The 26,200-nt window shown below is 75.4% G+C and carries 21 protein-coding genes and 1 pseudogene; 14 read left to right on the top strand and 8 right to left on the bottom strand.

Features of this window, described 5'->3' with window-relative positions; genetic code table 11:
- Nucleotides 1-140: 140 nt before the first annotated feature.
- Nucleotides 141-2,231 carry a GAF domain-containing SpoIIE family protein phosphatase gene (locus KSNIM_RS02970; protein ID WP_263101629.1) on the bottom strand — a complete coding sequence of 697 codons (2,091 nt, stop codon included), beginning with the start codon at nt 2,229-2,231 and terminating at the stop codon, nt 141-143.
- A gap of 202 nt (nt 2,232-2,433) precedes the next feature.
- On the opposite strand from KSNIM_RS02970, the gene KSNIM_RS02965 reads away from it, so the two are divergent.
- The 3 genes from KSNIM_RS02965 to KSNIM_RS02955 all read left to right on the top strand — a co-directional run bounded on the left by KSNIM_RS02965 (nt 2,434) and on the right by KSNIM_RS02955 (nt 5,791).
- Nucleotides 2,434-4,299: a tetratricopeptide repeat protein gene (locus tag KSNIM_RS02965; RefSeq protein WP_263101628.1), complete on the top strand. Its 1,866-nt coding sequence runs from the start codon at nt 2,434-2,436 to the stop codon at nt 4,297-4,299.
- 507 nt (nt 4,300-4,806) lie between these two features.
- A complete protein-coding gene (locus KSNIM_RS02960) occupies nt 4,807-5,439 on the top strand; it encodes a hypothetical protein (protein ID WP_263101627.1) in 633 nt (210 codons plus the stop codon).
- 4 nt (nt 5,440-5,443) lie between these two features.
- Nucleotides 5,444-5,791, top strand: a complete 348-nt coding sequence (locus tag KSNIM_RS02955; RefSeq protein ID WP_263101626.1) for a hypothetical protein — start codon at nt 5,444-5,446, stop codon at nt 5,789-5,791.
- Nucleotides 5,792-5,813: 22 nt separating this feature from the next.
- Here the strand turns inward: KSNIM_RS02955 and KSNIM_RS02950 are convergent, their stop codons facing one another.
- Entirely contained in the window at nt 5,814-6,584 is a 771-nt protein-coding gene (locus tag KSNIM_RS02950) for a hypothetical protein (protein ID WP_263101625.1), read from the bottom strand.
- A gap of 172 nt (nt 6,585-6,756) precedes the next feature.
- Here KSNIM_RS02950 and KSNIM_RS02945 point away from each other — a divergent pair, with 172 nt between their 5' ends.
- The 4 genes from KSNIM_RS02945 (at nt 6,757) to KSNIM_RS02930 (ending at nt 12,707) form a co-directional block, all read left to right on the top strand.
- Nucleotides 6,757-8,028: an MFS transporter gene (locus tag KSNIM_RS02945; RefSeq protein ID WP_263101624.1), complete on the top strand. Its 1,272-nt coding sequence runs from the start codon at nt 6,757-6,759 to the stop codon at nt 8,026-8,028.
- Nucleotides 8,029-8,502: 474 nt separating this feature from the next.
- Entirely contained in the window at nt 8,503-10,548 is a 2,046-nt protein-coding gene (fusA, locus tag KSNIM_RS02940) for an elongation factor G (protein WP_263107811.1), read from the top strand.
- Between the two features lie 294 nt (nt 10,549-10,842).
- Nucleotides 10,843-11,904 carry a TIGR03617 family F420-dependent LLM class oxidoreductase gene (locus KSNIM_RS02935; protein ID WP_263101623.1) on the top strand — a complete coding sequence of 354 codons (1,062 nt, stop codon included), beginning with the start codon at nt 10,843-10,845 and terminating at the stop codon, nt 11,902-11,904.
- Between the two features lie 128 nt (nt 11,905-12,032).
- On the top strand, nt 12,033-12,707 hold the full coding sequence (locus KSNIM_RS02930; protein WP_263107810.1) for a TetR/AcrR family transcriptional regulator: 675 nt from the start codon (nt 12,033-12,035) through the stop codon (nt 12,705-12,707).
- Between the two features lie 186 nt (nt 12,708-12,893).
- Here KSNIM_RS02930 and KSNIM_RS02925 read toward each other — a convergent pair whose 3' ends face one another.
- The 5 genes from KSNIM_RS02925 to KSNIM_RS02905 form a co-directional block, all read right to left on the bottom strand.
- On the bottom strand, nt 12,894-13,850 hold the full coding sequence (locus tag KSNIM_RS02925; protein ID WP_263101622.1) for an electron transfer flavoprotein subunit alpha/FixB family protein: 957 nt from the start codon (nt 13,848-13,850) through the stop codon (nt 12,894-12,896).
- A 48-nt stretch (nt 13,851-13,898) separates the two neighbouring features.
- Entirely contained in the window at nt 13,899-14,684 is a 786-nt protein-coding gene (locus tag KSNIM_RS02920) for an electron transfer flavoprotein subunit beta/FixA family protein (protein ID WP_411543648.1), read from the bottom strand.
- 39 nt (nt 14,685-14,723) lie between these two features.
- Nucleotides 14,724-15,875, bottom strand: a complete 1,152-nt coding sequence (locus tag KSNIM_RS02915; RefSeq protein WP_263101621.1) for an acyl-CoA dehydrogenase family protein — start codon at nt 15,873-15,875, stop codon at nt 14,724-14,726.
- Nucleotides 15,876-16,045: 170 nt separating this feature from the next.
- On the bottom strand, nt 16,046-17,494 hold the full coding sequence (locus KSNIM_RS02910; protein WP_263101620.1) for a hypothetical protein: 1,449 nt from the start codon (nt 17,492-17,494) through the stop codon (nt 16,046-16,048).
- Between the two features lie 376 nt (nt 17,495-17,870).
- Entirely contained in the window at nt 17,871-19,370 is a 1,500-nt protein-coding gene (locus KSNIM_RS02905; RefSeq protein ID WP_263101619.1) for a hypothetical protein, read from the bottom strand.
- 465 nt (nt 19,371-19,835) lie between these two features.
- On the opposite strand from KSNIM_RS02905, the gene KSNIM_RS02900 reads away from it, so the two are divergent.
- The 3 genes from KSNIM_RS02900 (at nt 19,836) to KSNIM_RS02890 (ending at nt 23,151) form a co-directional block, all read left to right on the top strand.
- Nucleotides 19,836-20,387 (top strand): alkyl sulfatase C-terminal domain-containing protein, encoded by a 552-nt coding sequence (locus KSNIM_RS02900; protein ID WP_263101618.1) that lies wholly within the window; start codon nt 19,836-19,838, stop codon nt 20,385-20,387.
- A gap of 203 nt (nt 20,388-20,590) precedes the next feature.
- Nucleotides 20,591-21,373 (top strand): hypothetical protein, encoded by a 783-nt coding sequence (locus KSNIM_RS02895; RefSeq protein WP_263107808.1) that lies wholly within the window; start codon nt 20,591-20,593, stop codon nt 21,371-21,373.
- A gap of 17 nt (nt 21,374-21,390) precedes the next feature.
- Nucleotides 21,391-23,151: an MOSC and FAD-binding oxidoreductase domain-containing protein gene (locus KSNIM_RS02890; RefSeq protein ID WP_263101617.1), complete on the top strand. Its 1,761-nt coding sequence runs from the start codon at nt 21,391-21,393 to the stop codon at nt 23,149-23,151.
- A 31-nt stretch (nt 23,152-23,182) separates the two neighbouring features.
- Here the strand turns inward: KSNIM_RS02890 and KSNIM_RS02885 are convergent, their stop codons facing one another.
- Nucleotides 23,183-23,398, bottom strand: a complete 216-nt coding sequence (locus KSNIM_RS02885) for a hypothetical protein (RefSeq protein WP_263101616.1) — start codon at nt 23,396-23,398, stop codon at nt 23,183-23,185.
- 193 nt (nt 23,399-23,591) lie between these two features.
- Here KSNIM_RS02885 and KSNIM_RS02880 point away from each other — a divergent pair, with 193 nt between their 5' ends.
- From KSNIM_RS02880 to KSNIM_RS02865, 4 genes and pseudogenes are all read left to right on the top strand, one after another.
- A complete protein-coding gene (locus KSNIM_RS02880) occupies nt 23,592-23,954 on the top strand; it encodes a hypothetical protein (protein ID WP_263101615.1) in 363 nt (120 codons plus the stop codon).
- A gap of 168 nt (nt 23,955-24,122) precedes the next feature.
- Nucleotides 24,123-24,719, top strand: a complete 597-nt coding sequence (locus tag KSNIM_RS02875) for a dihydrofolate reductase family protein (RefSeq protein WP_263101614.1) — start codon at nt 24,123-24,125, stop codon at nt 24,717-24,719.
- An 85-nt stretch (nt 24,720-24,804) separates the two neighbouring features.
- Nucleotides 24,805-25,433, top strand: a pseudogene (locus KSNIM_RS02870) (SDR family oxidoreductase).
- A gap of 107 nt (nt 25,434-25,540) precedes the next feature.
- Complete coding sequence (locus tag KSNIM_RS02865; protein WP_317633985.1) at nt 25,541-26,146, top strand: hypothetical protein; 606 nt, start codon at nt 25,541-25,543, stop codon at nt 26,144-26,146.
- Nucleotides 26,147-26,200: the final 54 nt, after the last annotated feature.

Raw genomic sequence — 26,200 nt, 5'->3', positions numbered from 1 at the left:
GTGAGCCGGAACCGTCAGGAGCACCACCTCCGGACTGCGCGGTTCTCCCCGGCTTCGGCCCGGAGGTGCCCCCACGCGTCCCCACGCACCCCCTGGATCGACCACCGAGCACCCTTCGAAGACTCCTATCGGCCCATCCGTCAGGCCGGGCCGGCCTGGAGCAGCAGGGTGGCGATGTCGTCCCACCGGCGGCCCGCCCGCCGGGCCCGGGCGACCAGTTCACGGACCGTCACCTCGAGGTCGCCGGCCAGCGAGTGGTCCAACTGCCCGGCGAGCGCGGCGATCGCCCGGCCCAGGTCGGTGCCGGGCGCCTCCACCAGGCCGTCGGTGTAGAGCAGCAGCAGGGCGCCCGGCTCGAACGGCGCCTCGGTGATCGGGTAGATCGCGTCCGGGTCGATGCCCATCGGCGGGCCCGGCGGGACGTCCAGCACCCGGGCCGGACCGCCGGGCGGCCGCAGCACCGGCGGCGGGTGCCCGGCGCTCACCAGGTACGCCCTGCCCCCGGCGAGGTCGAGGTGCGCGTACAGGCAGGTGGTGAACAGGCCCGGATCGAGGTCGCACAGCAGCCGGTTGGTGCGCACCAGGACCTCCTCCGGCGAGGCGCCGGCGGCGGCGTGCACGGCCGTGCGGACCTGGCCCATCAGTGCCGCCGCCGGGAAGCTGTGCCCCTGGACGTCGCCGATCACCGCGGCGGCGGCCTTCGGTCCCAGCCGGATCAGGTCGTAGAAGTCGCCGCCGACGTCCATCCCCCGGGTGGTCGGCAGGTAGTGCGCCGCCACCTCCAGGCCGTGCACGACGGGCAGGGTGTGGGGGAGCAGCGCCTGCTGCAGGTCGTGCGCCAGCTGGTTCTTGGTGTCGTACAGATGCGCCCGGTCCAGGGCCTGGGCGATCAGGCCCGCCAGCGAGGTCAGCACCGTCCGCTCGTCTGCGGCGAAGGGGTGCGGCCGGTCGTAGGAGAGGAGCAGGCAGCCGACCGGGCGGCCGGAGGTGATCAGCGGCAGCACCGCCCAGGCCTGCTTGCCGGTCACCTGCGGGACGTCCGGGTAGGCGTCCGCGAGCTCCTCCGAGCTGCCGTAGAAGCCGGGGATCCCGGTGGTGAGGGCCCGTACTGTCGGGGTGTCCCGGACCTTCAGCGGGATGTCCTCGAACCGGGCCATCGCGTCGTCGGTGTATCCCCGGTAGCCGGTCACCAGCAGCCGGCCGTGCTCGGCGGTGAGCAGCGCCAGCCCGTCCGCGCCGAACGAGGGCAGCACCTGCTCGGCGACCAGCGACACCACGTCGTCCACCGACACCGCCTCGGTGAGGGCCGCGGCGAGGTGCATGATCTGGTAGATCTGGCCGGCCCGGGAGACCGGCACGGGCCGGGACGGCGGCACCGGCTCCGGGCCGTCGTCGGCCGGGGTGATCCGCACACTGATGCCGTCGCCGGACGGGTAGAGCCGGAACGCCAGCCACCGGTCCGGCGGACGCATCGCGGTGAACGCGGCGGGCTCCCTGCTGATGATGGCCGCCCGGTACCGGTCCTCGTACACCGGGTCGTCCAGCCACTGCAGCGCCTGCCAGGGCAGCGCGCCGAGCAGCTTCTCCGGGCCGGCGCCGAGCAGCGCGCAGGCCGAGTCGGTGAGGAAGACGATCCGGCCGTTGAGGTCCATCGCGCAGCTGCCGCCCGGGAGGCGCTCGGCGAAGGCCCGCGCGGGCGTCTCCGGCAGCTTCGCCGCGGCCAGCCGCAGCGGCAGCACCCGCGGCCTCGGCGGCACTGCGGGGGCGGTCTCCGCCAACAGCTCGCCGAGGCGCGCGCAGCCCGCGGCGACCGCGGCCCGCTCCGCCTCGCCCAGGTGCTGCGGATGGGCGCTCGGCCACAGCAGCAGCAGCGCGCCCACGCACTCGCCGTCCGCCTCCACCGGCGCCGCGGCCAGCGCGAAGTGGTACGGCATCGTCACCGCGGAGCGCGGATACTCCCGGGCGAAGTCGTGCTGGCTGCCCGCCCAGATCACCGCCCGCCGCCGCACCGCGTCGGCGACCGGCACGGGCGCCGTCACCGCGACCCGCGTCCACGGTGCGACGAACTCGGCCGGCAGGCCCCGCACCACCGCGAGGTGCAGCACCTCCTCGCCCGCGGGCAGCAGGTACAGGCACCCGGACGAGGCTCCGCACAGTTCCACGACACCGGTCAGCGCGCCGTCGATCCGCCTGTCCCAGCCCGCCGGGCTCCGGTCAGCGGCGCGCGGCACGGGGGGCTCCCCGCAGGCCCGGAACGCCCGGTGGCCGGGAGGACCGCGCAGGCCACAGCATCAACCGGACAACGCCCATACCAGCGACGCTACGCCCGCCGCCCCGGCCGGGCACCCCGGCGCCGCCCCGCCCCCGCCGCCGCACCGCGCCCGACCGTGCGGATACGCTCGGCACCCGGTGGACGCAGGCGGAAGGCGGAGCATGGCCCACGGGGAACACGGTGACGGACAGCTGGAGGCCCGGGGCGAAGTGGCCCTGGCCCGGCTCGCCCTCGACGCCGGCGACCTCGCGCACGCCGCCGCGCACCTCGCCGAGGCGGTGGTCCACGACCCGCAGCAGCCCGACCTGCACGAGGCGCTCGCCGAACTCTGCGCCCTGGCCGGCGGCGCCGCGGCCGCCCGCACGCACTTCCCGCTCGACGGTGAGGTGTACCTGGGCACCCTGGTCTGCCGGGCGCACGTCGAGGCCGCCGCGGGCGACTGGGACAACGCCGTCGGCCTGCTCGCCGCCGCGATCGGTTTCGAACCGTCCCGGCCCTGGGCGCACGCCGCCTGGCTCGCCCGCGAGGACCTGCCCGACCTGGTCGACCCGCAGAGCGCCGCCGAGGCCGTGCCGCGCGCGCTCGGCGGCCTGCCCGACCCGCTGCCCGAGGAGATGCGCGAGGCCGTCCGGCCGTTCGACGCCTTCGTGCGGGCCGCCGTGCGCCGCCACCCCGACCACGCCCTGCTGCTCGCCCTCGCCTCGGGGCTCGTCCGCCTTTCCGGCGACACCGCGGAGGCCGTCCGCCTCGCCGAACGCGCCCACCGGCTGGCGCCCGGCCACGTCGCCGCCGTGATGCTCGGCAACGCCCTGCGCGCCCACGGCGACCCCGACCGCGCCCTCGCCGTCTGGGAGGCCGAACTCGCCCGGGACCCGTCCGACAGCCACCTCGCGGTGGACGTCGCCGAGCTGTACGGGGCCACCGGCCGCCCCGCCGAGGGCCTCCGGTGGCTGGACCGCGTCCTCGCCGCCGACCCCGACCACCCCAGGGCCGCGCCGGCCCGGCACGGGCTGCGCCACCGGATCGACGGCGGCACCGCACACCTCCTCGCCCTCGCCGACCACCACCGCGAGCACCCCGACCACGAGTACGCACCCGACCTGCTGGCCCACCTCGCCCGGCAGCTGCCCTGGCTCGGCATGGTGCCGGGCACCGGGGAGACCACCGTGAACGTGCTGCACCGCCTCCTGGAGTCGCCCGGCACCGGCCGCGGCGGTGGGCCCGCGATCGCCGTGCCCCGGCTGGAGGCGCCCAGCGCGGTGACCGCCGTCCGGCTGGCCCTCCCCGCCGCCGACGTGGCCTTCCGGGAGGTGCCCGAGCCCGACCCGCGGGTGCCGCTGCGGCCGGTCGCCACCCGGGTGTGGAGCTGGCGGGGCACGGACCCGGTGCCGGCCGTCCCGCCGCCGTCCGCCGCGGCCGCCGAACTCGTCCGGGACACCGCCGAGGTCGTCTGGCCCTCGCCGCCCGCCGCCTACGACCACGCCGTCCGGCTCGCCGGCCTCGGCCCCGCGGACCTGCTCGGCGTCCTCGCCCACCCGCCGGCGCCCCGCGCCGACGAGCTCGGCCGCGCCCTGCTCGCCCACCAGCCGGAGCTGTGGGTGCGCGCCGTGCAGTCGTTCGCCTGCCTGGGCCTCGCCCACCACCGCACCGACGAGGCCTGGGAGGGCTCGCGGCGCCGCGAGCTCCTGCTCGACCTGCTGCACGGCGCCGAGGACTGGACGGTGGAGGCCGCCGGCTTCGCCCTGGTCGCCGTCGCCTGGACGCTCCCCGAGACGCGCGCCGACATCGCCGAGCGGCTGGTCGAACGGCTGCACCACGCGGCCGCGGCCGCCCGAAGCCGCGACGTGGCGATGCTGCCCTCGCTCTGCGCCCTGGTCCTCGCCTGCCCCTGGGCCGATCCCGCCGCGCTCGACCTCGCCCGCAGCCTCACCCGGACCGCCCCCGCCGCCACCGCCGCCCCCGACGACGGCGCGCTGGCGCCCGTGCGGCGACGCGGTCTGCTCCGTCGGCTGTTCGGCCGGCGCTGAGGCACCCGGGCGGCGGCCGCGCCGGACCGGCTGCGGCTCCGCCGCCGGACCCGGCGCCCGCAACCGGTCTGACCTGCCGACATGTTCGGCTCATTGGCATGTTCCAGGCGCGGCAGGGCGGGCACATACCGTCCGACAGGACGTCAGGCAGGCCCGCGGAGGCTCCCATCGCCGCGCGAGGCCGCCGGCGTCGAGCACGACCCCTGCCGAACGACGACCGGGGTGGCGCGCGCCGGCCGCGCCCGATCCCACACCAGTCCCTGCGGGTTTGTCCGACGATTCGCACCGCGTCGGCGGACGGCGTCGGGCGCCCGGCCGTGCGTGCCGCCGCACCGGCCTCGCACCGGCCGGACCCGGGCGATGCGGCGGCCGCGTCCGGGCGGCATGCTCCGACGCCGCGCGCGACGGGATACGTCAGCCGACCGCGAGCTCCCGGAGCCGTCGCGGCCGCCCACGGGCGGTGCCGAACCCTGCCGCGACGCCCGCCCCCACCACGAAGGGGTACCGATGGCCGACCTCTACCTGCCCGGCGCCGAACGGCGCCAACTCGACGACGCCCCGATGGCCGGAGACGGCGGATCCCGCACCATCTGGCACATCACCTGGGACCGCAACGCCACCGCCGACGCCCCCGCCGACCTGGTGCCCTTCGACACCCTGGCCGGCTACTTCGCGGGCTCCGGCTCCGGTGCCGCCCCGCACCTGCTCTGGGACCCGTTCACCGGCCGGTGCGCCCAGTTCTTCGCCGCCACCTCCCGCAGCAAGTCCGTCGTCAACGCCGCCGGCGGCGTCGAGACCAACCGCAAGGGCAACATCTGCCTCCAGATCGAGAGCCTCTTCTTCCCGTACTGCCGGGTCGGCGGCAAGGTCTACCCGACCCTCGCCGACGCCCCCTGCACCGGCCTCGACCGGATCGTCCCCTGGCTGCGCTCCTGGGGCGTCCCCGACGTCTGGCCGATGGGCGCGCCCACCTGGTCCGCCAACCGCTCCGCCACCGTCTGGAACACCCGCTCCGGCCACTACGGGCACTCCCAGGTGCCGGAGAACGACCACACCGACCCGGGCCCGATGCCCGACCTGTTCGGCATCGTCCCCAACCCCGCCGGCGACCGGCGCCGACTCGACGAAGAAGTGAGGTGACACCGTGGCACTCGTGATCGGCCGGATCGAGCCCGGTTTCCTGGACGGCCACCCCGAAAACGCCACCCTCGTCCCGCTGCCGCCGCAGAACGGCGGCGCGGTCGGCTGGGGCCCGGTCTACCTGTCCTTCGGCTGCGACTTCGGCGACGCCCAGCTGCGCATCGCCGTCTGGAACGACACCTCCCGCTCCTGGCGGGTCTCCGCCCTGACCGTCACCTCCGCGGGCGGCCGGGTCGGCGTGCCCGTCCAGGACGGCGACTCCAAGGTCTCCGTCGGCCGGGTCAAGACCTCCGCCACCGACACCGGCACCTGCCCGATCGGCTACCTGATCGAGGCGGTCCTGCGAGCCTGACCCGCCCGCACGCGGCCGAGGGTCAGGCTCGGGGCCGGAGCTGGTGCAGCGTGTAACCGCGGCCCGCCGGGTCCAGCCGGCGGGTCGCCGTGGTGAACAGCTCGGCGGCCCGCCGGTAGGAGAGCCGGCTGCGACCGGTGTACGGGCAGCGGTCGGCCGCGGGGGTGCCGACCGGTGCCCGGCGCTCGGTCAGCAGCAGCGGACCGTCCGAGCGGCCCGCGATCAGCAGCGGCAACAGCCGTGCACTGGCGGCCCGCCAGTGCACGGCCGGCCGGCCCGGGTACGGCCGGCTGCGCCGGTGCAGCAGGTCGAGGTCGTCCACGTTCAGCGCCAGCACCGCCTCCACGCCCGCGCCGCTCTCGTTCAGCAGCCGCCAGGTCAGCTTCTCGCGCAGCGGGACCCGCAGCGCGAGCACCGCGCGCAGCTCCTCCGGGCCCAGTGCCGCCCCCGCCGGGTCCGGCAGCTGCGGCGGCCGCAGCCCGGCCGCCGGATCGGTGGCGAGCCAGCCCTGCCCCCGCCACCAGCAGAGCGCACCCCGCAGGATCGACAGCTCCCGGTTGAGGGTCCGCGGATCGGCCTCCGCCGCGCGCCGGGCCAGTGCGGTCCGCAGCAGCTCCGCGGCACCGTCGCCGTCCAGCACCGCGAGCGGCAGCACCGGCGGCACGGCACCCCGCCGGGCCGAACCCGCCGGAACAGGCCGGCCGGCCAGCAGCCAGGCCCAGTTGGCCAGTGCGATCCGGTACACCCGACGCGAGCCGTCGCCGAGCGGCGCCGCGGCGAGATAGTCCTCCACGGCGACGGCGTACTCCACAGGCGTGCGGCTGTCGCAGTAAATCACCCCGCCATTAGAACACTGCAATCGCTCTCAACCTCCGCGGGGGTCGTTTACTGCGGAACGCGATCGTTGCGTCGAGAGGACTCAAGAATGCTTGTGCGGTGCGGCTCAGCGCCGCGAGACTCGGAGCATGACCCCGAAGACCCAGGGCCGCTGGGCCCTGTTGCGCGAGCACGCCTTCCGCCGCTACTGGCTCGGCCACACCACCTCGATGCTCGGCTCGACGACGGCATCGGTCGCCGTGGCCTTCGCCGTCCTCGACGGCGGCGGTGACGGCACCGCACTCGGCACGGTGATGGCCGCGCGGATCGTCCCGGTCGTCCTCGTGCTGCCGGTCGGCGGCATCCTCGCCGACCGGCTCGGCGCACGCCGGGTGGCCCTCGCCGCCGACCTGCTGCGCTGCGCCGTGCAGGCCGCCCTCGCCGCCCTGCTGCTGACGGACCGTCCACCACTGTGGGGAACGGCCGCACTGGTCGCCCTCTGGGGCCTCGGCGAGGGCTTCTGCCTCCCCGCGCTCGGCGCGCTCGTCCCCGCCCTGGTCCGCGACCCGGCCCGCCTCGCCGACGCCAACAGCCTCCTCGGACTGGCCCGTTCGACCACCACCGTGGCCGGCCCGGCACTCGCCGGCCTGCTGGTGGCAGCCGCCGGCCCCGCCACCGTGCTCGCCCTCGACGCCGCCTCCTACGCGGCCAGTGCCCTCGCCCTCGCCACGGTCGTCGTGCCGACCGCACGCCGCGGCCGCGCCGACACGCTGCTCGACGACCTGCGGCACGGCTGGACGGAGTTCCGCTCGCGGACCTGGCTCTGGCTGACGACCGCCCAGATGGGCCTGTTCAACCTGCTGGTGTGGGCGCCGTTCCTGGTCCTCGGCCCGCTGCTCGCCCACCAGCGGCTCGGCGGCGCCGCCGCCTGGGGCACCGTCATGGCCGCCTACGGCGCGGGCGCCGTCCTCGGCGGCCTGCTCGTGCTCGGACGCCGGCCCCGCCGACCACTGGCCGTCGCCACCCTCGCCGCCCTCGGCTGGGCACTGCCCTCCGCCGCGCTCGCCGCCGGCGCCGGTGCCGCCACGACCGCCCTCGCCGCCCTGGTCGCCGGCATCGGCACCGCCGTCTGCGACACCCTGTACACCACAGCCACCCAACAGCACGTCCCCGCCGAGGCGCTCGGCCGCGTCCACTCCTTCGAGGCGCTCGGCGCCTTCGTGCTCGGCCCGATCGGCCTCGCCGCCGCCGGCCCGCTCGCCGCCCACCTCGGCACCGGCCGCGTCCTCGCCCTCGGCGCCCTCTGGCAGGTCGCCGCCTGCTCCGCCGTCCTCGCCGTCCCCGCCGTCCGCACCCTGCGCGCACCGGCCGCCCCCGGCCCCCGATCCGCCGTCAGGACGCCTGTGCCCTCGACGGACTGAGCGGGTGCCGGCGGCTGCGAAAAATCGCGTGCCCTCCCGCCGACACCCTCCCTAGACTCATCGCGAGCCGCGCGCCACAGGTCAGGTGCGCGCCACGACGAGTCGAGGGGAGCCGAGCCGTGCGCAACCGCACCGCCGCCGTCGTCCCCTCCTCGCGCTACGAGGTGATCCTGGTGTCTCCGTCGACCCGGTGCAGGCTGCGCGGCCCGCACCGGAGGTCCGTGACGAACGCCTGAGCCCCGCTCCGCCCCCGTCCCACCCTGCGCCCGCCCGCCGGACTCCCCGGCAGGGCCGGCACGACCGCGGCCGACGCCGCGCCGACACGCAGCCGCCCGACCGGGGCACGGGGACCGCTCCGCACCGTCCGGAAATCGCGCCGCCCAGACATCCCGAACCAGCGAAAGGCACCGGGCCGTGCGCACCGACCTGAACCGACCTACCGTCACCACCCCTGCCGCCACCCGCCCCGCCGGCCTGCCGGCACACGTCCGAAACCTGGGCATCCTCGCCCACGTCGACGCCGGCAAGACCACCGTCACCGAGCGGGTGCTGTACCTCACCGGCGCCGTCCACCGGCGCGGCGAGGTCCACGAGGGCACCACCGTCACCGACTTCGACCCGCAGGAACGCGATCGCGGCATCACCATCTTCGCCGCCGCCGTCAGCTGCTCCTGGGACGGCCACCGGATCAACCTGATCGACACCCCCGGCCACGTCGACTTCTTCGACGAGGTCGAACGCTCGCTGCGCGTCCTCGACGGCGCCGTCGCCGTCTTCGACGCCGTGGCGGGCGTCGAACCGCAGAGCGAGGCGGTGTGGCGGCAGGCCGACCGGCACGGCGTGCCCCGGATCGCCTTCGTCAACAAGCTGGACCGCGCCGGCGCCGACCTCGACACCGCGGTCGCCTCCGTCCGGGACCGGCTCCACCCGAACCCGTTGGCGGTGCAACTGCCGATCGGCCGCGAGGACGGCTTCACCGGCGTCGTCGACCTGCTCCGGATGCGCGCCCAGGTGTGGACCGACGGCCGCGACGGCTGCGAGGAGGGCCCCGTGCCCGAGGCGCTCCGCGACGAGGCCGAGCGGCGCCGCCGCGCCCTCGAGGAGGCGGTCGCCGAACTCCACCCGGCCGCCCTGGAGGAGTTCTGCACCCGCGGCACGCTCTCCGCCGAGAGCCTCGCCGCGGCCCTGCGCGACCTCACCCGCACCGGCGAGGCCGTCGTGGTGCTCTGCGGCTCCGCCTACCGCAACCGCGGCATCGAACCGCTGCTCCAGGCCGTCGTGGACTACCTGCCGTCCCCACTGGACGTGCCGGCCGTCCGCGGCACCCTGGACGGCACCGAACAGCACCGCCCCGCCGACCCGGCGGCGCCGTTCGCTGCCCTCGCCTTCAAGGTCAACGCCACGGCCACCGGCCGCCTCACCTACCTCCGCGTCTACTCCGGAACCGTCACGAAGGGGGACACCGTGCTCGACACCGCAACCGGCCGCACCGAGCGGATCGCCCGCATCGTGCACGTCCAGGCCGACCGGCATGCCGAGACCGACCGCGCCGCGGCCGGCGACATCGTCGCCGTCATCGGACCGAAGACGACCCGGGCGGGCGCCACCCTCTGCACCCCCACGGCACCGCTCGTCCTCGAACCCCCGACCACCGCCGACCCGGTCGTCTCGGTGGCCGTCGAGGCACGCCGCAGCGCCGACACCGAACGGCTGGCCACCGCGCTCGCCCGGCTCGTCGAGGAGGACCCGTCGCTCACCGTCCGCACCGACCCCGAAACCGGACAGGTCCTGCTGTCCGGCATGGGGGAACTCCACCTGGAGGTCGCCGTGGAGAAGATCCGCCGCGCGGGCGGCCCGGAGGTCGCCGTCGGCCGCCCCCAGGTCTCCTACCGGGAGACCGTCACCGAGGGCGTCACCGGGCTGGTCTACCGGCACGTCAAGCAGGAGGGCGGCGCCGGCCAGTTCGCCCACGTCGTCCTCGACGTGGAACCGCTGGGGCCGGACCCGCAGCCCGGCACGGGCGGGGACGCCGGATCGAACCGCTTCGAGTTCCGATCCACCGTCACCGGCGGACGCGTCCCGCGCGAGTACGTCCAGGCGGTCGAGGCCGGCTGCCGCGACGCCCTTGCCGAGGGCCCGCTCGGCGGCCACCAGGTCACCGGCCTGCGGGTCACGCTCACGGACGGCGCCACGCACGTCAAGGACTCCTCCGAGACGGCGTTCCGCACCGCCGGGCGGCTCGGCCTCCGGGAGGCGCTGCGCGCCGCCCGGATGACCCTGCTCGAACCGGTGGTCGACGTCACCGCCACCGCACCCGACGACGCCGTCGGCGCGGTGATCGGCGACCTCGCGGCCCGCCGCGGACGGGTCACCGGACAGACCGTCCGGGCCGGCACGGCCCAGGTCACCGCCACCGTGCCGCTCGCCGAACTGTTCGGCTACGCGACCCGCCTCCGCAGCCGCACCCAGGGCCGGGGCACCTTCACCACCCGCCCCGCCGGCTACGCCGCGGCCCCCTGAGGTCGCCGGGCGGGGCCGAACACCAGGGGCGGCGCGTGGGGGCACCTCCCGGCCGAGGTCGGGGGAGAACCGCCCCATGGGGATGCGGGGTGCTGTGCGGACCAGGGCTCGGCCCTACTGCGCAGCGATGCCCAATCCCGGACTGCGCAGTTCCCCGCGCCCCTGACTGGGACCAGCCGCGCTCGTGAACGAGACCACCCGCGCTCGTGAACGGGAGCACCTGCGCCCGTCATCATGGAGACCGGCCGGCCGGGACCACGCCCGGCCGGCCGGTGTCCCACGGAGGAGAAGCCCATGCCCGAGATCCCCGCCCCGCTCCGCCTGGAGGCGACCGCCACCTGCAGGCCGGCCGGCGTCCCGGCCGCGGCCGTGGCGGCCGAGCGCCGCGGCATCGACCGCTTCACCCTCTCCGAGACCTCCTACGACCCGTTCCTCCAGCTGGCCCGGGCGGCCGACCGCACGGAGTCGATCGAACTCGCCACCGGCGTGGCCATCGCCTTCGCCCGCACCCCGATGACCCTCGCCTACGAGGCATGGGGCGTGCACGAGGCGTCCGGCGGCCGGGCCGTGGTGGGCCTCGGCTCCCAGGTGAAGCCGCACGTGGTGCGCCGCTTCGGCATGCCCTGGGGCAGCCCGGCCGCCCGGATGACGGAGTACGTGGCCGCCGTCCGGGCGATCTGGCACAGCTGGCAGACCGGCGAACGCCTGGCCTTCCGCGGCGACTTCTACAGCCACACCCTGATGACCCCGGTGTTCGCGCCGGAGCCGGTCGAGGCAGGTACCCCGCCGATCCTGCTGGCCGGCGTCGGCCCGCTGATGACCCGGGCGGCGGGCGCCGTCGCGGACGGCCTGATCTGCCACCCCTTCAGCTCGGTGCAGCACCTCACCGGGACGGTGCTGCCCGCCGTGCACGCCGCCCGCGCCAAGGCGGAAGCCGGCGCCGAGCCGTGGACCGCCCGCCCGTTCGAGGTGGTCGGCTCGGTGCTCACCGCCACCGGGCGCACCGAGGAGGAGCTGGTCGCCAACGTCCGCGGGGTCCGCGAGCGGATCGCCTTCTACGCCTCCACGCCGGCCTACCGCCCGGTGCTGGAGGCGCACGGCTGGGGCGCCCTGCACGACGAGCTGCACCCGCTCTCCGTCCGCGGCCGCTGGCAGGAGATGGGCGAGCTGATCGACGACGAGGTGTTCGACGCCTTCGCCGTGGCGGGCGAGCCGGCTGCGGCGGCCCGGGAGATCCACCGCCGGTACACGGGCGTCGTCACCCGGCTGTCGGTGCACGCCCCGGACGGTGCGGACCCGGACCTGATGCTGGACGTCCTCGGCGCCGTCCGGCGGATCGACGGCGCCGCAGGGTGATGTGCAACACCGAGTACCGTCGACACAGTGCACTGAGTGCCCTCTTGCGTGATTGGTGCTAGGTTCACGGCATGAGCAACCCGCAGAAGACCGAGGGAGAGACCGCGGCCGCCACCGGGAAGCCCGCGATGCGCGACTCCCTGATCGCGGCCGCCTTCCAGCTCTTCCTCGACCGGGGCTACGAGCAGACCACCATCGACGACATCGTCGGCCTGGCCGGGGTCGGCCGCCGCTCCTTCTTCCGCTACTTCCCCTCCAAGGAGGACGTGGTCTTCCCCGACCACGAGCAGTGCCTGGCCGACATGACGGCCTTCCTGCAGGAGAGCGCGGACACCGACGACCCCGTCCTCAAGGTCTGCGACGCCGCCCGGCTCGTCCTGCGGATGTACGCCGAGAACCCCACCTTCTCGGTGCAGCGCTACCGCCTCACCCGGAAGGTCCCGGGCCTGCGCGCCTACGAACTCTCCGTCGTCTGGCGGTACGAGCGCACCCTCGCCGACTACCTGCGCGGCCGGTTCGCCGCCCGCAAGGACGGCACCCTGCGGGCCGACGTCGTCGCCGCGGCCGTGGTCGCCGCGCACAACCACGGCCTGCGCTCCTGGCTACGCGCCAACGGGCAGGGCGACGCCGAGGCCGAGGTGGACCGCGCCCTCGAGTACGTCCGCAACGCCTGGCCCGCCAAGCCGCAGGCCCAGCCGGCCGTCGAGGAGGACGAGGACGACGTGGTGGTCGTCATCGCCAAGCGCCGTACCCCGATGTGGCGCGTCGTCAGGGACGTCGAGGCCAGCCTCCAGCGCGACTGACACCGCACTCAGGGCACGACCTCGCCGGGGCGGGACGCGAAACCCTCCACGACGACGACGCGTACCGACCGAAGAGGTGGAAGACGCGGAAGACGCGGAAGACGCTGAGAAGCCCGGCCGGGGAGTCCCGGCCGGGCTTCTCAGCGTGCGGCCCCTCGCGACCCGGCGGACCGGGCCGCTGTCGGGTCAGCGGCCCTTGGCCTCGGCGGTGAGCTGGGGCAGGACGGTGAAGAGGTCGCCGACGACGCCGTAGTCGACGAGTTCGAAGATCGGCGCCTCGGGGTCCTTGTTGACGGCGACGATGGTCTTCGAGGTCTGCATGCCGGCGCGGTGCTGGATGGCGCCGGAGATGCCCGCGGCGACGTACAGCTGCGGGGAGACCTGCTTGCCGGTCTGGCCGACCTGGTTGGTGTGCGGGTACCAGCCGGCGTCGACGGCGGCGCGGGAGGCGCCGACGGCCGCGCCGAGCGCGTCGGCGAGGTCCTCGACGACGGCGAAGCCCTCGGCGGCGCCGACGCCGCGGCCGCCGGAGACCACGATCGCGGCCTCGGTCAGCTCGGGGCGGCCGGAGGCGACGCGCGGGGTGCGGGCGGTGACGGTGGCGGCGTTGCCGGTGAAGGCGACGGTGACCGGCTCGACGGTGCCGGCGGCCGGGGCCGGCTCCGGGGCGGCGGCGTTCGGCTTGACGGTGATCACCGGGGTGCCGGTGGTCACGGTCGACTTGACCTGGAACGAGGCGGCGAACACCGACTGGGTGGCGACGGGGCCGCCGTCGCCGGCCTCGAGGTCGACGGCGTCGGTGATGATGCCGGAGCCCAGCCGCAGCGCGACGCGGGCGGCGACCTCCTTGCCCTCGCCGGAGGAGGTGACCAGGACGGCGGCGGCGCCGGCGGCCTTGGCGATCTGGGTGAGGGCGTCGACCTTCGGGACGACGAGCTGGGAGGTGAACTCGTCGGCGTCGGCGGTGTAGACCTTGGCGGCGCCGTACTCGGCGGCCTTGGCGGCGATGTCGGCAGCGGCCGCACCGGCACCGAGGACGACGGCGGAGGGCTCGCCGATCCGGCGGGCCAGGGTCAGCAGTTCGAGGGCCGGCTTGCGGACCACGCCGTCGGCGTGGTCCACGAGAACCAGGATCTCAGCCATGATTCGTTGCTCCTGATCGTTCGTTGGATGCGCGCGTTGGGCGTGGGCTCAGATGAACTTCTGCTCGGCGAGGTAGGCGGCGAGCTGCTTGCCGCCCTCGCCCTCGTCCTTGACGACGGTGCCGGCGGTACGGGCCGGGCGGGCGGTGATGTCCGCGACCTTGGTCCAGGAGCCGGCCAGGCCGACCTCGTCGGCGTCGATGCCCAGGTCGTCCAGGTCGAGCTCGGCGACCGGCTTCTTCTTCGCGGCCATGATGCCCTTGAAGGACGGGTAGCGGGCCTCGCCGGACTGGTCGGTGACCGACACGACGGCCGGCAGCGCGGCCTCGACCTGCTCGGTCGCCGCGTCGCCGTCGCGGCGGCCCTTGACCACACCGCCCTCGACCGACACTTCGGACAGCAGGGTCACCTGCGGCACGCCCAGACGCTCGGCGAGCAGCGCCGGCAGCACGCCCATCGTGCCGTCGGTGGAGGCCATGCCGCACACCACCAGGTCGAACCCGGTGTTCTCCAGCGCCTTCGCCAGCACCGCCGAGGTACCGATCACGTCCGAGCCGTGGATGTCCTCGTCGTTGACGTGCACGGCCTTGTCCGCACCCATCGACAGGGCCTTGCGCAGCGCGTCCTTCGCGTCGTCCGGACCGACGGTCAGCACCGTCACCTCGGCGTCACCGGAGGCCTCCGCGATCCGCAGCGCCTGCTCCACGCCGTACTCGTCCAGCTCCGACAGGAGGCCGTCCACGCCCTCCCGGTCGGTGGTGGTGTCGTCCGCGAAGCGACGGTCACCGGTCGCGTCGGGCACGTACTTCACACAGACAACGATCTTCAGGGTCACGGTGCCTGCTCCTTCCTTCGGTGGTCTGACGGTGGGTGGTTACGGGAGGTTGCGGGCCATGACGATGCGCTGGACCTGGTTGGTGCCCTCGTAGATCTGGGTGATCTTGGCGTCGCGCATCATCCGCTCGACCGGGTAGTCGCGGGTGTAGCCGTAGCCGCCGAGCAGCTGGACGGCGTCGGTGGTGATCTCCATCGCGACGTCGGAGGCGAAGCACTTGGCGGCGGCCCCGAAGAAGGTCAGGTCGCCGTCGGTGCGCTGGGACTTCGCGGCGGCGGCGTACGTGAGCTGGCGGGCGGCCTCCAGCTTCATCGCCATGTCGGCGAGCATGAACTGCACGCCCTGGAACTCGGCGATGGCCTTGCCGAACTGCTTGCGCTCCTGGACGTAGCCCTTGGCGTAGTCGAGGGCGCCCTGGGCGATGCCGATCGCCTGGGCGGCGATGGTGACCCGGGTGTGGTCGAGGGTCTTCATCGCGGTGGCGAAGCCGGTGCCCTCGGCGCCGATCATCCGGTCGGCGGGGATCCGCACGTTGTCGAAGTAGACCTCGCGGGTCGGCGAGCCCTTGATGCCGAGCTTCTTCTCCGGGGCGCCGAAGGAGACGCCCTCGTCGCCCTTCTCGACCACGAACGCGGAGATGCCCCTGGAGCGCTTCTCCGGGTCGGTGACGGCCATGACGGTGTAGAACTCGGAGACGCCGGCGTTGGTGATCCACCGCTTGACGCCGTTGAGGACCCAGAAGTCGCCGTCGCGGACCGCGCGGGTCTTCATGCCGGCCGCGTCGGAGCCGGCCTCCGGCTCGGACAGGCAGTAGGAGAACATGCCCTCGCCGCGGGCCAGCGCGCCGAGGTACTTGGCCTTCAGCTCCTCCGAGCCGGACAGTTGCACCGGCAGCGAGCCGAGCTTGTTGACCGCGGGGATCAGCGAGGAGGAGGCGCAGACCCGGGCGACCTCCTCGATCACGATCACGGTGGCCAGCGCGTCGGCGCCGGCGCCGCCGTACTCCTCGGGCACGTGCACCGCGTGCAGGTCGTTGCCCTGCAGCGCCTCCAGCGCCTCGCTCGGGAAACGGCCCTGCTCGTCGACCTCGGCCGCGAACGGGGCGATCTTCGCCTCGGCCAGCGACCGCACCGCGTCACGGAGCATGTCGTGCTCCTCGGTCGTGCGGAACAGATCGAAGGAGTTGCTCATGGTTCGGGTGCTCCAGTCCGTCCCGCAGCCGTTGGCGGAACACGATCCACAGAGAGGGAACTCAGTTCCCCTAATAGAACACACTCTGTGCCACCAACGCCAGCCCGGCCGGCCGTGACATGCAGGAGGGGCCGCCCGGAACGTCCGGGCGACCCCTGATCGGCGGGAGGTCAGCCGTTGGCGACGCGGAGGACTCCGGTGACGGTGCCCTGGTAGACGACGCCGCCGGGGGCGATCGAGCCGACCATCTGGAGGGTGTCGTAGAGGAAGCCGGCGCCGAGGTACCGGGTGCGGACCGTGCTGCCGGTCGCCGGGTCGATCTCGGCGTAGTAGTAGGGGTCGAGCAGCGAGGTGGCGGTGGTGAAGGGGATCACGGGCTGCCGCAGGACGGTGCGGATCAGCCCGTCGGCGGTCGACAGCCGCGGCACCGCGGCGGACCGGGTCCGGTTGTCCCACACCAGGTCGCAGCCGGAGCCGTCCGCCCGTACGTCGACCCGGGAGAGGCCGCCGGTGAAGTCGCCCGAGGCGGGCACCGAGGCGCCGGCCCCCTCCGGCAGCTTCGGGTAGGGGTAGCCGTACGTGGAGGCGACGAAGACGGAGTTCCCGGCGGCGACGGGGGAGTTCTCGCTGCCGCTGCCGCCCGCTCGCAGCACCGGAACGGAGCAGACCGGGGCGCCGGTCGAGGCGCGGTACACCAGCAGGTTCACCGTCGGGGCCGCGTTGTCCACCACGGTGAGGTAGTCGGTGCCGGTCGCCGGTCCGAAGAAGGTCGGGGTGGAGCCGGTGCCCGGGCTGAGCTGGCCGGGCTTGCGGCCGGGCCCGCGGTCGTACGGCTGCCGCCAGGCGATCCGCGGGGTGCCGTCCGCGTCGGCTGTCAGCAGGTAGGTGGCGTGGTCGGTGGCGACGGCGGTGCCGCCCGGCGCGGTGGAGATCGAGTTGGCGATCCGCTCGCCGGCCGGCAGGGAGACGCTGCGGACCCGGCCGGTGCGCTCGTCCGCGGTGCCGACGACCCCGCCGGCGGTGGCGAACCAGACCCGGCCCTGCCAGTCGGGGGAGACCCCGGTGACCGAGTCGCCCTCCGGGACGGCGCCGGCCAGCGGGAGCGAGCTCGCGACGTACAGCTCCGGGCCGCCCGCGGCGGTGCGCCGGTGGCCGATCCGCAGCAGCGAACGCTCGCCGTCCACCAGCACCAGGCGGTCCAGCTGGTCCAGGTAGGCGTACACGCCGCCGAGCAGTGAGCCCTTGGCGACGGCGAGTTCGGCGATCGGGTCGCCGGTGGCCGGGTCGAGCAGGTGGACGGTCGGCATCTGGCCGAGGATCGGCGTGCAGAGGGCGACCGGGTACCCGTCGGAGCCGACCAGCACGGTCGGGCAGGCCGAGGCGAGGGCGACCCGGCGGGAGGTGAGCGGCCCGGCGCCGGGGCCGGGCAGCGGGGTGGCGTCCGAGGAACCGGTGTCCCCGTGCATGGTGGCGGTGCCGTCGGGACCCGCGTACGGGTTGTGCGGCGGCAGCGGCCCGAAACCGTCGGCGGCACCGTCGGCGGGGGGCGTGGCGGCGGTCAGGGCGAGCAGGGTGGCCGCGGCGATCACGGCGGCGCGGGCGGGCAGCGCGAGGCGCATGGCTGAGGGCTCCGTCCAGGAGGTGGCGTGCAGGGCTGCGGCACGCCCGCCCGGACGGCGCGCAGGCCCGGCAGGGCGGTGCGGAGCAGGGGGGCGGAGGGCCCGGGGGTCGGGCGGGCGCGCCGGGGAACGTCCGCGGTCGGCCCGGGAGCCGTCTCCGGGGCGGGGCTCGCGGTCAGGCGGCGCGGTGACAGGCCGCCGAGCAGGCGTACGCCAGGTCGACGTGCAGTCGACGGCACAGGTACGCGTGGGAGGCCATGGCGGTCATCCTGCCGAGCCGATCAACCGCCGGGCAAGGCACGTCCACCAGGCGGACGCAGCACCGGTGGTGACCGGTGGTCAGATGCGCCGCCGCCCGCTCGTCGGTGACCTTCCGTCAGGAGGCCGTCGCTTCCGGAACGGCCGCGGCGACCCGGCCGGCGCCGAGGAAGACCAGCCGGTCGAGGCGGGCCCGGTACGGCCAGTCGTCGGCACGGTAGAAGCAGAGGTCGCCCGGTGCCGGTGCGGCCCGCAGGTCGCCCGCGAAGCTGCCGTCCGGCAGTGCGGCGGCCGCCGCACGGAGGGCGTCCTCCGAGCCGGACCAGTCGCCGACCGGCTCCGGGAGGATCCAGGCCTCACCGGTGTTGGGGAAGAACCAGGGCGCGGCCGTCGCCGCGGCCCGGGCGAACTCCGGGGCACCGGCCGCCTTCCGGGCGATCCGGGCCACCGTCAGCAGGAGGTCCGCGAGCGACTCGCCGAGCAGCGTCACCTCGGGGTACTCGCGCAGCAGCCGCGCCTCACCGGACACCGACACGGCGTAGCCCCACGCGCCGGTCCCGGGGTCGATCCGGATCTGGGCGATCGCGTGGTGCGGCCCGTACGTCACACGGGCGATCGGCCAGTAGCTGCCGTCGCCGCCGAGCATCCGGTGCACGTCCGGGTCGACCTCGTTCCCCGCGCCGCCGGGCAGCAGCCGCAGGACCGGCAGCCCGGCCACCGCGACGGAGCCGATCGCGCGCAGCACCGTCCGCACCTCCGGCGGCACGGGGACGGGCCAGCCGTCCATCTCGGCGTCGGTGCAGCCGGGTTCGAGCGCGACCGACGCCGGGTGCTCGGCGGCGAGGGCCCGCAGCTCGGCGACCGCCCGCCGGGCGGCGTCGGCGGGGACGGTGCGGCGGCGCACCGGCCGGCCCAGGAAGTCGCCGCAGACGACGGAGCGCACCAGCAGCGCCCGGCCGCCGCCCAGCATCTCGACCTGCAGCTCGCTGCTGCCGGTGTCGGCGGTGTTGTGGGCGAAGGTGTAGTAGGGCTCGAAGTCGATCCGGCAGGGGAGTGCGGGCAGGTCGCGGAGGTCCGCGACGTCGGCGAGCTGGTCGCCCGGGCCGACCAGGGCGGCGAGCTCGGCGTCCGGGCCCTCGGCGGCGGCCACGCTGGGCACCGCGGTGACCGCTGCGCTCGGCCGGCGGAGCAGCCCGTCGGCGTCCGGGTCGGTGAGCCGCACCGCCAGGGCCTGCAGCCAGTCGGCGAAGCGGGCGGCCTCGACCACGGCCTCCGGATCGTCGAACGGCCGGACGGCCACCACCGGCCCCCAGTCGGCGGCGCCCGGCCCGCCGACCGCGACGTACACCGTGTGCTCGGTGGCGAGGTGGCTGCCGACCTCCCAGCGGCCCCCGCCGAACGAGGACGGCCGCAGCCGGCGCGGCCCGAACTCGTGCTCCTCGTCGTCCGCGCGGACGCCGCCGACCGCGCGGAGCACCGTCCGTACGGCCTCCGGTACCTCGACGGGCCAGCCGTCCATCTCCTCGTCGGAGAACCCGTCGAGCAGTTCGACGCCGTCCGTCCCGCGCAGCGCCAGCAGTGCGTCGCGCACCCGAGCCGTGCCCCCGTCGGTGCCCATGCCGTTCCTCCCCCTGCGCCCCCATGATCTCCGTGCAGCCTAGTGCCGCCCCGTGACGCCCGACGCCACACGCCGTCCGGGCGCCGCCAGGTCCGAGGCCTCGGCGCGGTGCAGCCGCCCGCCGGCTACGGGCCGTGCGCCTCGACCGCCGGCGGAGCGTCCTGCGGGTCGCCGAAGGGCCGGACCGGGCCATCCTGCCAAGCCGGGCCGCAACGGACCTGAGTACCCGTACTCAGCCGCGCCGCCGCACCCCGCGCCGGGCCGATGTGCCGTCCGGGGCTACGGGCACGTGCCCGCGCCGGTGGCAACTCCGGCGCGGGAGCCTGCTCCGTTCGGCCGAGCCCGATGGCGGTGCGCCCGGGGCGGGAGGACGGTGGCAGCGATCGTGTCGCGCCGGGGTCCGGTCCGCGGGTCCATCGCACCCGAGGACCGCACGGAAGGACGCGCCATGGCCCCGGACCCAAGGTGCTGCGGCGCGCCCGCGAGTCGTACGCCGCCGGCAACGCCGAGGCCCGCCGGCTGCAGGCCGACGCGCTGGAACAGCTCGGCTACGGCAGCGAGAACGGCACCTGGCGGAGCTTCTACCTCACCGGTGCCCACGAACTCCGGCACGGGCCGGTCGGCACCCCCACCACGGCCGACTCGCCCGACCTGGTCGCCGCCCTCAGCCTCGACCAGCTTCTCGACTCGCTCGCCATCCGGATCGACGGCCCGCGCAGCTGGCACGCCGACCTCACGCTCCGCCTCCACCTCGGCGCCGACCGCCCGCCCGTCACGGTGCGCCTGCACAACGGCGTCCTCACCCACGTCCGCGGGCCCGACCCGGCGGCCCCGCCCGCCCGGCTCGACCTCACCCCGGACGAGTCGGACCTGCGGGCCGTGCTGCTCGGCACGCAATCCCTGGAGCGGCTCGCCGAGCGGGGCCGCGCCACCCTCGACGGCGATCCGACGGTGTTCACCGAACTGCTCGGGCGCCTCTCCGCACCCGACCCGGGATTCGCGAACGTCACCCCCTGACGCCCCGGCGTTGCGCCGTCGGCGCGCCCCGCACCCCGGACTACGCTCGGCCCGTGGAACAGCCCGAGCAGCCCGAGCAGTCGGAACAGCCCGAGCAGTCGGCGCCGACCGACCGGCCCGGACGGCCCGATCCCGCCGGGCGGCCCGCGCCCGCCGCGCCGCGCGCCGAGGGCGCCGGACCGTTCACCACCCGCGTCACCTGGGTGCTCCCCGACGGCGGCACCGCCGTCTGGGAGTCGCGTCCCGCCCGGCGCCGCGGCCTGCTCGCCGTCCGGGCGCCCGGCGCCGCCGGCACCCGGCACAGCAGGGCGGACGAGGTCTCCGTCGCCCGGCTGCGCAGGCTCAACACCATCGCCTCCCTCGCCTTCGTGCTCGGCGGGGCGCTCTTCGCGGCCGGCGCCGCCGTCGCGCAGTTCGGCTCCGGCGACGCCACCACCAGCGCCGTCATCTACTTCACCGGCGGCCTGTGCTTCAACACCGGCGGCTACGTCACCCTGCTCCAGGTGATCAACGCACCGCGCCACGTTCCCGGCGGCCAGGGCAGCCTGGTCACCCGCCGCTGGCGGTGGTGGCGCTACGAGCCGGTCCGGGTCGACTGGCTGAGCGCCTTCGTCCTGTTCGCCGGCACCCTGGTCTTCGCCGTCAACCTGCTGGACTCCTTCCTGCAAGGCCTCAGCGTCCAGCAGGTCAACCGGCTGATCTGGACGCCCGACGTGATCGGCTGCGTGCTGTTCCTGATCTCCGGGCACCTCGGCCTCGTCGAGGTCTGCCACGGCAGGCCGCGCCTGCTGCCGCGGGACCTCGGCTGGTGGATCGTGGCGGTCAACCAACTGGGCTCGGTGCTGTTCATGGTCTCCGCGCTCGCCGCCTTCACCAAGCCCTCCACCGGCAGCCTGGTCAACGCCGACATCGCCAACTGGGGCACGCTCACCGGCGCCCTCTGCTTCTCCGTCGGCGGTGTCCTGCAACTCTTCGAGCGTCCGTGACGAGGGGCGGAGCACCCGTGGCCAGACTGATCTCCGTCAACGTCGGCCTGCCGAAGGACGTCCACTGGCAGGGCCGCACCGTCCGCACCGGGATCTGGAAGCACCCCGTCACCGGCCCCTGCACCGCCCGCCGGCTCAACCTCGACGGCGACGGCCAGGGCGACCTCGCCGGCCACGGCGGCGAGATGCGCGCCGTGATGGTCTACCAGCTCGACTCCTACCGGCACTGGCAGCAGGTCCTCGGCCGGGACGACCTCACCCACGGTCAGTTCGGCGAGAACTTCACCGTGGAGGGCCTGCCCGACGACGAGGTCTGCATCGGCGACCGCTACCGGATCGGCGGCGCCGTCTTCGAGGTCACCCAGCCGCGGGTCACCTGCTACCGGGTCGGCCTGCGCATGGACGAGCCCCGGATGCCCGCCCTGCTGGTCACCCACCGCCGACCGGGCTTCTACCTGCGCGTCCTCACCGAGGGCGAGGTCGAGGCCGGACAGGAGATCGTCAAGATCGCCGACGGGCCCGAGCGGATGACCGTCGCCGAGGCCGACGGCCTGCTCTACCTGCCCGAACGGCCGCGGACGCGGATCGCCGCGGCGCTGCGCATCCCCGCCCTCAGCCCCGGCTGGCAGGGCTCCTTCCGCGCCCTCCTCCGGCAGGCCGACGGCGCCGCCGGCAACCCCGGCCTCAACCCCGACGGCAGCGACCCGCGGCCCGCCTGGGACGGCTTCCGCCCGCTCACCGTCGCCGCCACCGCCATCGAGAGCCGCAGCACCCTCTCGATCTGGCTCGCCGACCCCGACGGCGCCCCGCTGCCGGCCGCCGCCCCCGGCCAGTACCTCACCGTCCGGCTCGCCCCCGACCCCGGACGACCCGCCCTGCTGCGCAGCTACTCGCTCTCCGGACCGCCCGGCGCCCAGCGGTACCGGATCAGCGTCAAACGGGAGGCCCACGGCACCGCCAGCGCCTGGATCCACGGCAGCCTGCGGACCGGCGACACCCTACAGACCGCCGCACCCCGCGGTGCCTTCACGCTCGCCCCCGGCCGCACCCCGGTCGTGCTCGCCTCCGCGGGCGTGGGAGTCACCCCCGTCCTCGCCATGCTGCACGCCCTCGCCGAGACCTCTCCCACCCGCCCGGTGTGGTGGCTGCACGGCGCCCGTGACGGCGCCGAGCACCCGTTCGCGGCGGAGGCCCGCCACCTGCTCGCCCGGCTGCCCCGCTCGCACACCCGGATCTGCTACAGCCGCCCCCGCCCGCAGGACCGGCAGGGCACCCACTACACCGACCGCGGCCGGCTCGGCGCGGAACTCGTCGCCGCCCTCGGCCTGCCGGCCGACGCCGACGCCTACCTCTGCGGCCCCGCCGCGTTCATGGCCGACCTCACCACGGCGCTCACCGCGGCGGGCCTCGGGCCCGACCGGATCCGCACCGAGCTCTTCGGCACCGCCGCCGGCCTCACGCCCGGCATCGCCGCCGCCGGCGAGGCCCCCGCCCCGCACCCGCCTTCCGGCACCCCCGGCGACGGACCCGCCGTGGCCTTCACCCGCAGCGGCCTCACCGTCCCGTGGAAGGACGAGTACGGCACCCTGCTGGAACTCGCCGAGGCCTGCGACGTCGCCGTCCGCTGGTCCTGCCGCACCGGTGTCTGCCGCACCTGCGAGACCCGCCTGCTCGACGGCGCCGTCACGTACCGGCCCGACCCGGTCGAGGCCCCCGCCCCCGGGAACGCGCTGATCTGCTGCGCACGCCCCGACCGGGACGTCGTCCTCGACCTCTGAGCCGGCTCGGCCCGGCGGCCCCCCGGGCGGCTCAGTGGCCGAGCAGCCCGGCGAAGTCGTGGCCGAGCAGCGCCAGCTTGGTGAGGTCGCCGACATCGGCGATGCCCGCCACCGGCACCGCGTACAGGTGCTCCTGCTTCGACGGCTCCGGGTACGCGGTGTTCCCGGCCGCCCCCGCCGGCACGGCGGTCAGTGCGCTCGCCCCCAGCAGGGCGCCGACGACGGCGGTCCGGACGTACTGTCGCATGGGTCTCTCCTTGAACGGTGGTGTGCCCCGAACGGTGCTCCGCGCGGCCAACGGCGTGACACCCGATCGGTCACGGCCGCTGCTCCCTCCGGGGGAGCGGACTCCGCCGTCCGGAGTAGGGGCGGCCGCCGTCCGGGCCCGCGACCGCCCGCCCTGCCGCACCGGCCGGTCGGGTGTCAGGATGGAGGGACGGGTGCGACACCGCCCGGAGCATCGGGAGGCGGACATGGGCCGCGAGTACCACTTCCACTGCGAGTACGCCGGCTGTTCGGTGACCGCGGGCGTCCGTCTGGGCGGGGTCCGGGAGCTGGAGGTCCTGGTGAACGGGCACGAGGTGGCGTTCGAGCGGGTGCACGGGCACCATCCCGAGGAGCGGACGCTGATCGCCGTACTGCCGACCGGGCCGCCCCGGCACGTCGAGGTCCGGATCGCCCTGCCCGGCGTGTTCACCGGAATCCCGACCTGCGCACTGGTCGCCGGCGACGTCCGCGTCCCGATGCCCGAGCGGGAGGTACCCCGGCGGGCCCGGCCGACCGAGGCGTCCTGGTACGGCTGACGCGGCCCGGACCGGTTCCGCCGCTGTCGACGGGGAGTAAACCCCCGCTGCGGCACGGCGACCCGACGGCCGACCGGGTCCTGCGCGTTGTCGGCGCCGGGTGCCATGATGCCGGAGCGGTCGGGCGCTCTCCGGCCACGTCCCGACCCACGTGGAGGATCGAGCACCGTGCGCATCGTGGTCAGCGAGTTCATGAGCCTGGACGGCGTCGTGCAGGCGCCCGGCGGCCCCCAGGAGGACACCGACGGCGGCTTCGCCCACGGCGGCTGGTCGCACCCCTTCTTCGACCCCGAGGTGGTGGGCGGCGCCTTCGACGGGGCGCTGAGCACCGCGGACGCCCTGCTCTTCGGCCGCCGCACCTGGCAGACCATGGCCGCCGCCTGGCCCGACCGCGCGGGCGACCCGTTCGCCGACCGGATGAACGCCATCCCCAAGTACGTGGTCAGCACGACGCTCGGCGGGTCCGACCTGACGTGGGCGAACACCACGCTCCTCCCCGGCGCCGAGGCCGTCTCCCGGATCGCCGGCCTGCACAAGGCCGAGGGCGGCGACCTGCTCGTCATGGGCAGCCCGACCCTCGCCCGCACGCTGATCGCGGAGGGCCTGGTCGACGAACTCAAGCTCATCGTCATGCCGGTGCTCCTCGGCGGCGGCAAGTCGATCTTCCCGGCCGACGGTGCCAAGCGCACCCTCGAACTCGTCTCCACCGTCACCAGCGGCACCGGCGTCAACGTCTGCACCTACCGGCCGGTCGCCGGGCAGTGACCTGACCGCCGACCGCTTGACAGCTGACGCCGCGTCGGCTGGGCCGGGTCCCGGAACAAGTCGTGAACACATCGGGGGCGGGGCCGTGGCGCGCGTCGTGGCGGTCAGCGGTGGTGGCACCGGCAACGGGTACGCGGTGGCCGAGGAGTTCGCGGGCTCCGGCGACCAGGTCGTCCTGACCGGACGCCGGGCCGAGGTCCTCGGCGGGGCGGCCGCCGGACTCGCGGCGGCCCACCCCGCTGCGCCGCCCGCCCTGGCCGTCGCCGCCGACCCCGCCCGGCACTGGGAGGCGAACATCCGGGCCAACACCCTGACGGCGGTGCTGCTCACCGAGGGCCTCAAGGAACGGCTGGCCACCCCGGGCGGCCGGGTGGTGCCGATCAGCTCCATCGCGGCCGTGTGCGGCTCCGGCAACGGCTCGTACGGCGGCGCCAAGGCCGCCCTGCACCCTAGGCCTACGACCTGGCGGCGGAGCTCGGGCCGCGCGGCATCACGGTGAACGTCGTCGCACCCGGCTGCACCGCCGGCACCGGGTTCTTCGGCGCCGGCATCGCGGCCGAACGCGAGCGCACGCTCGTCGCGCAGACCCGCACCGGCCGTCCCGGCCTGCCCGAGGACGTCGCCCGGACGGTCCACTGGCGCGCCTCCCCGACCGCCTGCCAGATCACCGCCCAGGTCGTCCAGGTCAACGGCGGCGCCGAACGCGGCCGTTAGCAGGCCTGGGCCCCGCACAGCGGGCGCGCCGTCCTCCGGACACGGACGCGTCACGGAACTTGGCGGAGAAGAGCCTGCCGGGCCTCGGGAACGGGTTCAATGTGCCCGTGCACACGCTTGCGAACCGCCTTCCCGACATCACCGCCGTCCGCGACCGCTGCCGGGCGATGGCCGTGCTCGATGCCGTCCTCAGCCCGGACTGGGAGTCGCGGTACCACTCCTTCGACGCCCACTGGGGGGAGGGCGAGGAGATGGCCTCCATGCGTGACGGCAGCGGCTCCGACTGGTTCATGGTGTTCTCGCCGGCCGGTGCCTGCGCCCGGGGCTTCGACCGAGCCGTGCCCCATGCGCCGCACCTGCTGGCGCAGATCCCCGAGGTGTTCCGCTTCTTCGTGGACGAGCCGGCCTTCGCCGCCCACGACGGCTCGCCGATCGCCACGGTGTGCCTGTGGCGGCGGGCCGAGGACGTGGCCTGGCAGGTCACGGCCGCGCCGTCAGGGGGCGAGGACCTGTTCCACCTGCTGGCCGACGGTACCCCCGAGGCCTACCGGGCGTGGGCCGAGGAGTACTTCGAGACCGAGGTCGACCTCGGGGCCGTCCGGCACGTCTTCGGTCACCGCCCGCTCACCCGGGCCGTGGTGGCGGCCCTGAATCCGGAGGTGGACCTCGAGGAGCTGGGGGAGGATCTGGCGGAGATCGGATACCCGGCGTGACGGGGGCTGGGTGGGGGCGGGGGAGCGGTGCGACGCGAGCTGCCACCCGAAGGG

The organism is Kitasatospora sp. DSM 101779, assembly GCF_025655475.1.
GTDB lineage: Bacteria > Actinomycetota > Actinomycetes > Streptomycetales > Streptomycetaceae > Kitasatospora.
The sequence above is the reverse complement of the archived record's forward strand: the minus strand, read 5'-3'. Positions and strand labels throughout refer to the sequence as shown.